The organism is Agromyces sp. 3263 (genome assembly GCF_031456545.1).
Taxonomy (GTDB): Bacteria; Actinomycetota; Actinomycetes; order Actinomycetales; family Microbacteriaceae; genus Agromyces.
The window spans coordinates 769,121-782,136 of sequence record NZ_JAVDUV010000002.1 but is presented as its reverse complement, the minus strand read 5'-3'; the positions used below and the strand labels follow the sequence as shown (position 1 = coordinate 782,136).

The 13,016-nt window shown below is 69.9% G+C and carries 10 protein-coding genes; all 10 read left to right on the top strand.

The genetic code is table 11. The features are described from left to right. Positions 1 to 81 precede the first annotated feature (81 nt). A complete protein-coding gene (locus J2X63_RS16930; RefSeq protein ID WP_309979376.1) occupies positions 82 to 2,328 on the top strand; it encodes a bifunctional alpha,alpha-trehalose-phosphate synthase (UDP-forming)/trehalose-phosphatase in 2,247 nt (748 codons plus the stop codon). A gap of 10 nt (positions 2,329 to 2,338) precedes the next feature. Further along, positions 2,339 to 4,033 (top strand): dihydroxy-acid dehydratase, encoded by a 1,695-nt coding sequence (ilvD, locus tag J2X63_RS16925; protein ID WP_309979373.1) that lies wholly within the window; start codon positions 2,339 to 2,341, stop codon positions 4,031 to 4,033. A 44-nt stretch (positions 4,034 to 4,077) separates the two neighbouring features. Continuing rightward, positions 4,078 to 5,880, top strand: a complete 1,803-nt coding sequence (locus tag J2X63_RS16920; protein ID WP_309979371.1) for an acetolactate synthase large subunit — start codon at positions 4,078 to 4,080, stop codon at positions 5,878 to 5,880. Between the two features lie 2 nt (positions 5,881 to 5,882). Then, positions 5,883 to 6,392 (top strand): acetolactate synthase small subunit, encoded by a 510-nt coding sequence (gene ilvN / locus J2X63_RS16915; RefSeq protein ID WP_159600415.1) that lies wholly within the window; start codon positions 5,883 to 5,885, stop codon positions 6,390 to 6,392. Between the two features lie 38 nt (positions 6,393 to 6,430). Next, a complete protein-coding gene (ilvC, locus tag J2X63_RS16910) occupies positions 6,431 to 7,489 on the top strand; it encodes a ketol-acid reductoisomerase (protein WP_396133179.1) in 1,059 nt (352 codons plus the stop codon). A 176-nt stretch (positions 7,490 to 7,665) separates the two neighbouring features. Continuing rightward, entirely contained in the window at positions 7,666 to 9,525 is a 1,860-nt protein-coding gene (locus J2X63_RS16905; protein ID WP_309979367.1) for a 5'-nucleotidase C-terminal domain-containing protein, read from the top strand. 98 nt (positions 9,526 to 9,623) lie between these two features. Continuing rightward, positions 9,624 to 10,370, top strand: a complete 747-nt coding sequence (locus J2X63_RS16900; protein ID WP_309979364.1) for a copper homeostasis protein CutC — start codon at positions 9,624 to 9,626, stop codon at positions 10,368 to 10,370. 9 nt (positions 10,371 to 10,379) lie between these two features. Continuing rightward, a complete protein-coding gene (locus J2X63_RS16895) occupies positions 10,380 to 10,835 on the top strand; it encodes a DNA polymerase III subunit gamma/tau (RefSeq protein WP_309979363.1) in 456 nt (151 codons plus the stop codon). Between the two features lies 1 nt (position 10,836). Further along, positions 10,837 to 11,244 carry a bacitracin resistance protein gene (locus tag J2X63_RS16890; RefSeq protein ID WP_309979361.1) on the top strand — a complete coding sequence of 136 codons (408 nt, stop codon included), beginning with the start codon at positions 10,837 to 10,839 and terminating at the stop codon, positions 11,242 to 11,244. Positions 11,245 to 11,414: 170 nt separating this feature from the next. Next, positions 11,415 to 13,007, top strand: coding sequence for a phosphoglycerate dehydrogenase (gene serA / locus J2X63_RS16885; RefSeq protein WP_309979358.1), 1,593 nt, complete (start codon positions 11,415 to 11,417; stop codon positions 13,005 to 13,007). The last annotated feature ends 9 nt before the right edge of the window (positions 13,008 to 13,016 follow it).

The following is a 13,016-nucleotide window of genomic DNA, read 5'->3' as shown; positions in this document are numbered from 1 at the left end:
TTGCGCGTGACACGTCCACCCCCTTCGCGCGACGGAGCGACTGTTAGCCTGAACGGATCGCGAGGGAGGGACACCCGCCACATGCACGCCCCTGAATCGGAGCGCGACGAGCTCTACGTCGACCACGTCTACGACATGATCGTGGTCTCGAACCGGCTTCCCGTCGACTACCGCGAGGGCCCCGACGGAACCACCCAGTGGAACAGCTCGCCGGGCGGCCTGGTGACCGCCCTCGAGCCGGTGATGCGCGCCGCCGACGGCGCCTGGATCGGCTGGGCGGGCGTCGCCGACCGTGAGTTCCCTCCGTTCGAGCACGACGGCATCTCGATCATCCCGGTGCCGCTCTCGGCCGACGAGCTCGAGGACTACTACGAGGGCTTCTCCAACGACACACTGTGGCCGCTGTACCACGACGTCATCGCGCCGCCGTCCTTCCACCGCGAGTGGTGGGAGGCGTACGTGCGCGTCAACCGGCGCTTCGCCGAGGCCGCCGCCCGTGCGGCATCCGACGGCGCCGTCGTCTGGGTGCAGGACTACCAGCTGCAACTGGTGCCGCGGATGCTGCGCGAGAGCCGCCCCGACCTCGTGATCGGGTTCTTCAACCACATCCCGTTCCCCGCCTACGGGATCTACTCGCAGCTGCCGTGGCGGCGGCAGGTGATCGACGGACTGCTCGGGGCCGACGTGATCGGCTTCCAGCGCGCCGCCGACGCCGGCAACTTCTCGCGTGCGGTGCGCCGCCTGTTCGGCTACTCCACGCACGGCACGATCATCGACGTGCCCGACGACGGGGGCGATCCGCGGCGAGTGGTGGCGCGGCACTTCCCCATCTCGATCGACACCGCGGGGTTCGAGGAGCTTGCCCGTCGCGCCGACGTCCAGGAGCGCGCGCAGGAGATCCGCGAGAGCCTCGGCAACCCCGAGACGATCATGCTCGGCGTCGACCGGCTCGACTACACCAAGGGCATCCGGCACCGCATCAAGGCCTTCGGCGAACTGCTGCGCGATGGACGGCTCAAGGTCGAGGACGTCACGCTCGTGCAGGTGGCGAGCCCGTCGCGAGAGCGCGTCGAGACGTACCGACAGCTCCGCGACGAGATCGAGCTCGCGGTGGGCCGGCTCAACGGCGACTACTCCACCCTCGAGCACCAGGCCATCGCCTACCTCCACCACGGCTACCCGCGCGAGGAGATGGTGGCGCTCTACCTGGCGGCCGACGTCATGCTGGTCACCGCGCTGCGCGACGGCATGAACCTCGTGGCCAAGGAGTACGTGGCCTGCCGGTTCGACGACGACGGGGTCCTGCTGCTCAGCGAGTTCACCGGGGCTTCCGATGAGCTCCGGCAGGCGGTGCTGGTGAACCCGCATGACATCGAGGGCCTGAAGGACGCGATCGTCGAGGCGACCCGGATGCCGAAGCGGGAGCGCTCCCGTCGCATGCGGGCACTGCGCAAGCGGGTGCGCGACAACGACGTGGCCCACTGGTCGGCGAGCTTCCTCGAGACGCTGACCGGCGCGGGCATCATCAAGCCCGGGGTGTCCGATCCGCTGCAGGCGGCCATCAACCGGATGGCGGGCACGGAGCGGCTGCTCGTCGCCCTCGACTTCGACGGCACCCTCGCGCCGCTCGTCGACCGGCCCGAGGACGCGCGAGCGACCGACCGGGCGCGGGCGGCGATCGAACGACTCGGCGCCGCCGACGACACCCGGGTGGCCATCGTCTCCGGACGGGCCCTCGAGAGCCTCGGCCAGGTCGCCAGTCCGCCGGAGGGCACGCTCCTCAGCGGATCGCACGGGGTGGAGCTGCAGCTCGACCCCGCCGGCGTCACGATCGACCTTCGCGAGTCCGAGACGGCGAAGCTCGAACGGCTGTCGTCGATCGTCGAGGAGATCGCGTCGGGCGCCGACGGCGCGTGGATCGAGCACAAGCCGGCCGGGCTCGCCCTGCACACGCGCCGACTCACCGGCAACGCCGGCACCGCACTGCAGCACGCGGCGCGGAACCGGGTCGAGGCCGAACTGCTCGGCATCACCGTGCGCACCGGCAAGTCGGTGCTGGAGTTCGCGGTGCGCTCGAGCGACAAGGGGGAGTCCCTGACCCGCCTGCGGCAGCACGTGGGCGCGACGGCGGTGATGTACGTGGGCGACGACGTCACCGACGAGGACGCGTTCGCGACCCTCGACGCCGAGGACGTCGGCGTGAAGGTGGGTCAGGGCAAGTCGATCGCGACGTACCGGGTGCGCAGTCCCGAGGACGTCGCCGACCTCCTCGAGCGCCTCGCCGATGCCCGTGACGCGGCGCGCGAGGCCCCTTCGCGCTGGCCATAGACTCGAAGGCATGTCGGAGTTCGATCCCAAGCCCCGTAGTCGCACCGTCACCGACGGCATCGAAGCCATGACCAGCCGCGGGATGCTCCGCGCCGTCGGCATGGGCGATGCGGACTGGGACAAGCCGCAGATCGGCATCGCGAGCTCGTGGAACGAGATCACGCCCTGCAACCTCTCCCTGGCGCGGCTCGCGCAGGCGGCGAAGGAGGGCGTGCACGGCGGTGGCGGATACCCGCTGCAGTTCGGCACCGTCTCCGTCTCCGACGGCATCTCGATGGGCCACGAGGGCATGCACTTCTCGCTCGTCTCCCGAGAGGTCATCGCCGACTCCGTCGAGGTCGTCATGCAGGCCGAGCGCCTCGACGGCTCCGTGCTGCTCGCCGGCTGCGACAAGTCGATCCCCGGCATGCTGATGGCCGCCGCGCGACTCGACCTCGCGTCCGTGTTCCTCTACGCCGGCTCGATCGCGCCCGGCTGGGTGCGCCTCTCCGACGGCACCGAGAAGGACATCACGATCATCGACTCGTTCGAGGCGGTCGGCGCCGTGCGTGCCGGCACCATGAGCGAGGCCGACGCGAAGCGCATCGAGTGCGCGTTCGCGCCCGGCGAGGGCGCGTGCGGCGGCATGTACACGGCCAACACCATGGCCTCGGTCGCCGAGGCCCTCGGGTTGTCGCTGCCGGGCTCGGCGTCACCGGCATCCGCCGATCGCCGTCGCGACTACTACGCGCACCGCTCGGGTGAGGCCGTCGTCAACCTGCTGAAGCACGGCATCACGGCCCGCCAGATCCTCACCAAGCAGGCCTTCGAGAACGCCATCGCCGTCGGCATGGCCCTCGGCGGCTCCACCAACATCGTGCTGCACCTGCTCGCCATCGCCCGCGAGGCCGAGGTCGAGCTGACCCTCGACGACTTCAACCGCATCGGCTCGAAGGTGCCGCACATCGGCGACCTCAAGCCGTTCGGCAAGTACGTGATGAACGACGTCGACCGCCGTGGTGGCCTGCCGGTGCTCATGAAGGCGCTCCTCGACGCCGGGCTCATGCACGGCGACGCGCTCACCGTCACCGGCAAGACCCTCGCCGAGAACCTCGCCGAGATGGACATCCCCGACCTCGACGGCGAGGTGCTGCGCACCCTCGACAACCCGATCCACGAGACCGGCGGCCTCACCATCCTGCACGGCTCGCTCGCCCCCGAGGGCGCCGTCGTCAAGACGGCCGGATTCGACGCCGCCACGTTCGAGGGCCCTGCGCGGGTGTTCGAGCGGGAGCGCGCCGCGATGGACGCCCTCACCGCCGGCGAGATCAAGCACGGCGACGTGGTCGTCATCCGCTACGAGGGCCCCAAGGGCGGTCCGGGAATGCGGGAGATGCTCGCGATCACCGCGGCCATCAAGGGCGCTGGGCTCGGAAAAGATGTACTACTCTTGACGGACGGTCGATTCTCAGGCGGCACAACCGGCCTCTGCATCGGCCATCTGGCACCCGAAGCGGTGGACGCAGGTCCTATCGCCTTCGTGCGCGATGGTGATCTGATACGGGTCGATATCGCAGCTCGTTCCATCGACCTACTGGTCGACGATGCCGAGCTGGCTGCCCGCCGTGAAGGCTGGGCTCCGCTTCCTCCGCGCTATACCCGTGGCGTCCTCGCGAAGTACTCCAAGCTCGTGCGTTCCGCCGCAGAAGGCGCCACGACGGGGTGAGTGCTGCGCTCCCCGCACACACCGTCCATCAGAACAGGAACCGAATGACCACGGAATCGACGCCCGTGCCTTCGCCCGCCCCAGTGCCGTCCGGCGCTCCCGTCGAGATGACGGGTGCCGAGGCGGTCGTCCGCTCGCTCGAGATGCTCGGCATCACCGACGTCTTCGGCCTGCCCGGCGGCGCGATCCTCCCCGTCTACGACCCGCTGCTCGACAGCCGCAAGCTGCGGCACATCCTCGTGCGCCACGAGCAGGGTGCCGGCCACGCGGCCGAGGGCTACGCCTCGTCGTCCGGCAAGCTCGGCGTCGCCATCGCGACGTCGGGTCCGGGCGCGACGAACCTCGTCACGGCCATCGCCGACGCCCACATGGACTCGGTGCCGATCCTCGCGATCACCGGCCAGGTGTTCTCGAACCTCATGGGCACGGATGCCTTCCAGGAGGCCGACATCGTCGGCATCACCATGCCCATCACGAAGCACTCCTTCCTCGTGAAGGACCCTGCCGACATCCCGGGCACGATCGCGGCGGCGTACCACATCGCCACGACGGGGCGTCCGGGCCCCGTGCTCGTCGACATCACCAAGGACGCGCAGCAGGCGAAGTTCACCTTCCGCTGGCCGCCGAAGGTCGACCTGCCGGGCTATCGGCCCATCACGAAGGCGCACGGCAAGCAGGTCGCCGCCGCCGCACAGCTGCTCGCCGAGGCGAAGCGCCCGGTGCTCTACGTGGGCGGGGGCATCATCCGCTCGCACGCCTCCGAGGAGCTGCTCGCGCTCGCGGAGGCGACGAACGCACCGGTCGTGACCACGCTCATGGCTCGCGGCGCGTTCCCCGACTCGCACCAGCAGCACCTTGGCATGCCGGGCATGCATGGCACGGTCCCGGCCGTGATCGCGCTGCAGGAGGCCGACCTCCTGCTGGCGCTCGGCTCCCGGTTCGACGACCGCGTGACCGGCAAGGCCGCGCTGTTCGCGCCGAATGCCAAGGTCGTGCACGTCGACATCGACCCCGCCGAGATCTCGAAGATCCGCACGGCCGACGTGCCGATCGTCGGCGACCTGAAGGACGTGCTCGTCGACCTGCTCGCCGCCTACGGTGACGCCACGACGGGCGGCCGGCCCGACATCGACGAGTGGTGGGCCACGCTCGACGGACTCCGCTCCGAGTTCCCGCTCGGCTTCTCGAAGCCCTCCGACGGGTTGCTCGCACCGCAGCACGTCATCCAGCGCATCGGCGAGCTCACGGGGCCCGAGGGCGTCTACGCCGCGGGCGTGGGCCAGCACCAGATGTGGGCCGCGCAGTTCATCAAGTACGAGCGACCCAACTCTTGGCTGAACTCGGGCGGCGCCGGCACCATGGGCTACGCGGTGCCCGCGGCGATGGGCGCCAAGGTCGCACAGCCCGACCGCGTGGTCTGGGCGATCGACGGCGACGGCTGCTTCCAGATGACCAACCAGGAGCTCGCCACCTGCACCCTGAACGACATCCCGATCAAGGTCGCGATCATCAACAACTCCTCGCTCGGCATGGTGCGCCAGTGGCAGACGCTGTTCTACGACGGCCGCTACTCGAACACCGACCTGAACACCGGGCACGACACCGTGCGGGTGCCCGACTTCGTGGCGCTCGCCGAGGCCTACGGAGCGCTCGGCATCCGGGTCACCAAGGAGGAAGAGGTCGACGCCGCCATCAAGCTGGCGCTCGAGACCAATGACCGCCCGGTGGTGATCGACTTCGTCGTCTCGGCCGACGCGATGGTCTGGCCGATGGTGCCGCAGGGCGTGTCGAACAGTTACATCCAGTACGCCCGCGATCACTCGCCGGCCTTCAGCGAGGAGGACTGACCATGTCGACCCACGTGCTCTCCCTCCTCGTCGAGGACAAGCCCGGCCTGCTGACCCGCGTCGCCGGACTCTTCGCGCGACGCGGCTTCAACATCGAGTCGCTCGCGGTGGGCCACTCCGAGATCGAGGGGCTCTCGCGCATCACGGTCGTGGTCGACGTCGAGGAGCTTCCCCTCGAGCAGGTGACGAAGCAGCTCAACAAGCTCATCAACGTCATCAAGATCGTCGAGCTCGACCCCAACCAGTCGGTGCAGCGCGAGCACCTGCTCATCAAGGTGCGCGTCGACAACGCGACCCGCTCGCAGGTGCTCGAGGCGGTCAACCTCTTCCGCGCCCGCGTCGTCGACGTGTCGACCGACGCCCTCGTGATCGAGGTCACCGGCGACTCCGGCAAGACCACCGCGTTCCTCCGGGTGCTCGAGCCCTACGGCATCAAGGAGATCGCCCAGTCGGGCCTCCTCGCGATCGGCCGTGGCGGCAAGTCCATCACCGAGCGCGTCTTCAAGAACTGATCACGGATGCCGCGGCGCGCCGTCGCGGCATCCGTCACCTGAACCGAAACCAAGGAGAAAGACAGCACATGGCTGAGATCTACTACGACAAGGACGCCGACCTCGCGCTCATCCAGGGCAAGAAGGTCGCGGTCATCGGCTACGGCTCGCAGGGACACGCGCATGCGCAGAACCTCCGCGACTCGGGCGTCGAGGTCGTCATCGGCCTCAAGGAGGGCTCCAAGTCGAAGTCCAAGGCCGAGGAGGCGGGCTTCGAGGTCAAGAGCGTCGCCGACGCCGCGGCCGGTGCCGACGTCATCGTCATCCTCGCGCCCGACCAGTACCAGCGCCACATCTACGCCGAGTCCATCAAGGACAACCTCGCCGAGGGCAAGACCCTCGTGTTCGGCCACGGCTTCAACATCCGCTTCGGCTACATCGAGGCGCCCGAGGGCGTCGACGTCGTCATGGTCGCCCCGAAGGGCCCCGGTCACACCGTGCGGCGCGAGTACGAGGCGGGTCGCGGCGTGCCCGTGATCGTCGCCGTCGAGAAGGACGCGTCGGGCAACGCCTGGCCGCTCGTGCTCTCGTACGCGAAGGCGATCGGCGGCCTGCGCGCCGGCGGCATCAAGACGACCTTCACGGAAGAGACCGAGACCGACCTGTTCGGCGAGCAGGCCGTGCTCTGCGGCGGAGTCTCGCAGCTGGTGCAGTACGGCTTCGAGACCCTGACCGAAGCGGGCTACCAGCCGCAGGTCGCCTACTTCGAGGTGCTCCACGAGCTGAAGCTCATCGTCGACCTCATGTGGGAGGGCGGCATCGCCAAGCAGCGCTGGTCGGTCTCCGACACGGCCGAGTACGGCGACTACGTCTCGGGCCCCCGCGTCATCGACCCGCACGTCAAGGAGAACATGCAGGCCGTGCTCGCCGACATCCAGTCGGGCGCGTTCGCCGAGCGCTTCATCGCCGACCAGGATGCCGGTGCCCCCGAGTTCCTCGAGCTCCGCAAGAAGGGCGAGGCGCACCCCATCGAGGCGACCGGCCGTGAGCTGCGCAAGCTCTTCGCCTGGAACGCGTCGAACGACGACGACTATGTGGATGGCGAGGTCGCTCGCTGACGCGAGCTTCGCTCGTCGACGGCGCGTCATCGCGTCGTGAGGCCCGCTCCGGATGCTCCGGGGCGGGCCTTTCCGTCGGTCCCGGAGCCCGGCCAGTCGTCCCGTGCCATGCTCGTATGAGCGAGTTGCCCGGAAGCACTTGTCCAAGCGGTCGCCGGTGTGGTCGCATGCCTTCCATGACCGAACTCCCACACCACCACTCCGACCCGACCCCGCGCTGGTGCTCGTGCGCCGTGCCCGACGACGACGCAGCGCCCACGGGCTCCGGACTCACCCGACGGAACATGCTCGTGGGGATCTCGGCCGCCGGCGCGCTTGCCGCGGTCGGATGGCCGGGCGCCGCCCAGGCCGTCCCGAATGACAAGTCGGTGACCATCACGATCATGGGCACCTCCGACCTGCACGCCAACGTCATCAACTGGGACTACTACAAGGACGCCGCCTACAGCGACGCCCAGGGCAACGTGGTCGGGTTGGCGCGCGTCTCCAGCGTCGTCAACGAGATCCGCGCCCAGCGGGGCCGTGAGCACACGCTGCTCTTCGACGCTGGCGATACGATCCAGGGCACTCCGCTGGGGTTCTACTACGCGACCGTCGAGCCGGTCACCGAGACGGGCGCGATCCATCCCATGGCCGCGCAGATGAACGCGATCGGCTACGACGCCGTCGCGCTCGGCAATCACGAGTTCAACTACGGCCTCGAGTTCCTCGACAACTGGATCTCGCAGATGGACGCCGACGTGCTCGCGGCGAACGCCGTGCACGCCGGCACGAAGGTGCCCGCGTACCTCCCGTACACGATCAAGACGATGAAGGTGAAGGGCCGTCCGCCGATCCGCGTCGGCGTGCTGGGGCTCACGAACCCCGGGGTGGTGATCTGGGACAAGGGCAACGTCAGCGGCAAGCTGGAGGTGCAGGGCCTCGTCGAGGCGGCGGCGCGCTGGGTGCCGGTGATGCGCGCGGCGGGCGCCGACATCGTCGTGGTGAGCGCGCACTCGGGCGACAGCGGCACCTCCTCGTACGCCGGCGACCTGCCGGTCGAGAACGCGGCCGCGCTCGTGGCCGAGCAGGTGCCCGGCATCGACGCGATCCTCTTCGGGCACGCGCACCGCGAGGTGCCGCAGCGGTTCGTCACGAACCTCGAGACGGGTCGCCAGGTCGTGATGAGCGAGCCGAAGAACTGGGGCCAGCGACTCAGCGTCTTCGATCTCACGCTCGAGTTCGCCAAGGGCAAGTGGACGGTCGCCTCGAGCTCGGCGACCACGCTGAACACCAACACCGTGATCGACGACCCCGCGCTCGTGGCCGTGGTGCAGGCGCAGCACGATGCCGTCGTCGACTACGTCAACACGACGGTCGCGACCTCGACCGAGGCGATGTCGGCCGCCGAGGCGTGCTGGAAGGACACGGCGATCCTCGACTACGTGAACGTGGTCCAGGAGGCCACGGTCGCCGCGGCCGTGGCCGGCACGCCCGAGGCATCCCTCCCGATCGTCTCGATCGCCGCGCCGTTCAACCGGGCGGCGAGCTTCCCGGCGGGTCCGGTCTCGATCAAGGACGTCGCCGGGCTCTACATCTACGACAACACCCTCCTCGCCTCGATCCTGACCGGCGCCCAGATCAAGGACTACCTCGAGTACTCGGCGGAGTACTTCAAGCCGGTGGCGCCCGATGCACCGGTCGATCCGGCATCCTGGACGAACGCGAACAACCGGCCCGACTACAACTACGACCAGTTCTCGGGTGTCGACTACGGCGTCGACGTGTCGCAGCCCGTCGGTTCGCGCATCGTCGGGCTGTCGTACCAGGGCGCTCCGGTCGCAGTCGGCCAGCAGTTCCTCGTCGCGGTGAACAACTACCGACAGTCGGGCGGCGGCGGATTCCCGCACATCGCGACGGCTCCGGTGGTCTACAACGCGCAGGTCGCGATCCGCGAGGCGATCGTGTCGTACGCCTCGGAGTCCGGCACGATCGACCCGGCCACGTTCCACGTCGAGAACTGGCGACTCGTGCGCAACGGCGTGCCGGTGTTCTGACCCATCGAACACGATGGCGGCCCGTCCCGATCCGGGGCGGGCCGCCCTCGTGTCCGGTCCGACCACAGCGGTGTGCCGCGTATGGGTAGTGTGACGGGGTGCCACGATTCCTCCCCGTCGAGATCGCCGTCCAGGATGCCGCGGGCGCGCGCATCGCGCTCGAGTCGGGCGCGACCCGGGTGGAGCTCTGCCAGGCCTTGGGCCTCGGCGGGCTGACCCCGTCGGCGGGACTCATCGAGGCGACCGTCGACGTCGCTGCCGCGACATCCGTCACGTCGTTCGTGCACGTGCTCATCCGCCCGCGCGGTGGCGGGTTCGTCTACGACGCCGACGAGCTCGACCTGATCGGGCGCGACATCCGCCTCGCGCGGTCGCTCGGCGCAGACGGCATCGTCGTCGGTGCGCTGACGGATGCCGGTGCGCTCGACCTCGACGCCATCGCGGCGTTCCTCGACGCCGCCGAGGGGCTCGATGTCACCGTGCACCGGGCGGTCGATGCCGCTGCGGATCCGTTGGCCGCGGTCGCTGCGCTGGCCGGCACGGGGGTGCGCCGCGTGCTCACCTCGGGTGGCGCGCCCGACTGCCGTGCCGGGCGCGCGGTGATCGCCCGCATGGTGACCGAAGTCGGGGGCGCGCTCGAGGTCATGGCCGGCGGCGGCGTGCGCGTCGACGACATCGCCGCGCTCGCCGGTGCTGGCGTCGACGCGGTGCACCTCTCCGCGCGTCAGGGCGTCGCACGTGGCGGCGCGAGCGGTCCCGGTGGCGGCGAGGTCGGCTTCGACACGACGGATGCCGCGATCGTGCGCGCCGCGGTCGCAGCCGCGCGTGCACCCGTCGCTCGCTAGTCTGGTCGCATGAGCCCCGATCCCGACGACGACGCACTGCGCTGGGAGGGCGACGACGATCCCACGCTCGCGCCCGGCTGGAAGCGGGTGGGCGAGCCGGCGCGGATCGAGACGACGACGGATGTCCCGGATGCCGTGCCATCCTCCGGGAGCGTCGCGACTGACGAGACGGATGCCCGGCGGCAGGCCGGCTCCGTCGAGCTGGTGGTGCTCGGGCTGCTCGGCGGGGTCTACCTGCTGTACGCGATCGGGTGGCTGATCTGGGCCTCGACGCCGGCGGTGGAGCTCGGCGATCCCGTCGCGCAGTTCATGTACGGACTCGGCCGATGGTTCGCTGTGCTCGCGCCGGTGCTCTGGTTCGCCGCCGTGCTGTGGCTCGCCGCCGAACACCGCCGCGCCCGCCTGCTCTGGCTCGTCGCCGGCGCGGTGCTGCTCGTGCCCGTCCCGTTCCTGCTGCGAGGCTGAGATGACCGACGCATCCCTTCCCACCGATGGGCCCGTTCCACCGGATGCCGCCGCGGAGCTCCGGGAGACCGAGACGGTCCGTCGGTCGACCCCGCGCTGGCTCGCGATGACCATCGCCGTCGTCTTCGGCGTGCTCTACGCCTACGACGTCTGGGAGGCGGTCGGCAATCTCGTCGGACTGAACCTCCAGGCGGGTGCCCTCGGCGTGCCGCTCAGCGCGCTGGGGCTCACGCTCCTCATCGCCGCCCTCATCGTGCCGTTCCTCGTGTTCGGGGTCGCGTTCTGGCTGGGCCGGCGTCGTGCCCCGCTCGCACAGGTGCTGCTCTTCCTGGCCGGGTACGCCCTCGTGCAGGCGCTCGCGTTCGACGCGGCCGTGTTCTTCGGCCTGGGCGGCTTCGACCTGTCCTGACGACGGGGCCGCCACGCGCACCAGGCGAGGGTGTGACGGCGACGACGTCACAGAACGAGTGCGGCATGCCCGCTCCAGTAGAGTGGCCGGGTAGCGCCCCCACGGCGTGTGGCGCATCCCACCGCACATCAGAGCGCCGTGCGCGCGCTTCGCACCCGAAGGAATCGTTCGTGTCAAAGCCGGTCGTGCTGATCGCAGAAGAACTCTCGCCCGCCACCGTCGAGGCCCTCGGGCCCGACTTCGAGATCCGCAACGTCGACGGCACCGACCGTTCCGCGCTGCTGGCCGCGCTGCCCGAGGCGAACGCCATCCTGGTGCGCTCGGCGACGAAGGTCGACGCCGAGGCCATCGCCGCCGCGCCCAGGCTGCAGGTGATCGCACGGGCGGGCGTCGGCCTCGACAACGTCGACATCAAGGCGGCGACCGCGGCCGGCGTGATGGTCGTGAACGCGCCGACGTCGAACATCATCTCGGCGGCCGAGCTCACCGTCGGCCACATCCTGAGCCTCGCCCGGCACATCCCGGCCGCGCACTCGGCGCTTGCACAGGGGGAGTGGAAGCGGTCGCAGTACACGGGCACCGAGCTCTACGAGAAGACGATCGGCATCATCGGCCTCGGCCGCATCGGTGCCCTCATCGCGGCTCGACTGCAGGCGTTCGGCACCGAGGTCATCGCGTACGACCCCTACATCACCGCCGCCCGCGCGCAGCAGCTCGGCGTGCAGACCGTGACGCTCGACGAACTCCTCGAGCGCAGCGACTTCATCACCATCCACATGCCGAAGACGCCCGAGACCACGGGCATGATCTCCACCGAGCAGCTCGCGAAGATGAAGCCGACGGCGTTCGTCGTGAACGTCGCGCGCGGCGGCCTCATCGACGAGGACGCGCTCTACGAGGCGCTGGCCGCCCGGCAGATCGCCGGTGCCGGCCTCGACGTGTTCGTCACCGAGCCGCCGCGCGAGTCGCCGCTGCTGTCGCTGCCGAACGTCATCGTCACGCCGCACCTCGGCGCGTCGACCGACGAGGCGCAGGAGAAGGCGGGCGTCTCGGTCGCCAAGTCGGTGCGGCTCGCGCTCGCGGGCGAGCTGGTGCCCGACGCGGTGAACGTCGCGGGCGGCGTCATCGACCCGTACGTGCGACCCGGCATCCCGCTCGTCGACAAGCTCGGCCAGCTCTTCGCGGGCCTCGCCGACGCCGCGATCACGAGCCTCGACGTCGAGGTGCACGGCGAGCTCGTCGACTACGACGTCAGCGTCCTGAAGCTCGCGGCCCTCAAGGGCGTGTTCACGAACGTCGTCAGCGAGACGGTGTCGTACGTGAACGCGCCGCTGCTCGCCGAGCAGCGCGGCATCGACGTGCGCCTCATCACCGACGCCGACTCGCCCGAGTACCGCAACGTGATCACGCTCGCGGGCGCGCTCGCCGACGGCCGCCAGCTCTCGGTCTCGGGCACGCTGACCGGCACCAAGCAGATCGAGAAGCTCGTGGGCATCAACGGCTACGAGATCGAGGTGCCGATCGCGACGACGCACATCGTGATGGAGTACACCGACCGGCCCGGCATCGTCGCGGTCTACGGCCGCGAGTTCGGCGATGCGGGCATCAACATCGCGGGCATGCAGATCGCACGTCGCGAGGCCGGGGGCCAGGCGCTCAGCGTCCTGACGGTCGACTCGCCGGTGCCCACCGACGTGCTCGACCGCGTGCGCGAGGCGATCGACGCCGACGTGCTCGTCGAGATCGACATCACCGAGGAGTAGGGGCGCCCG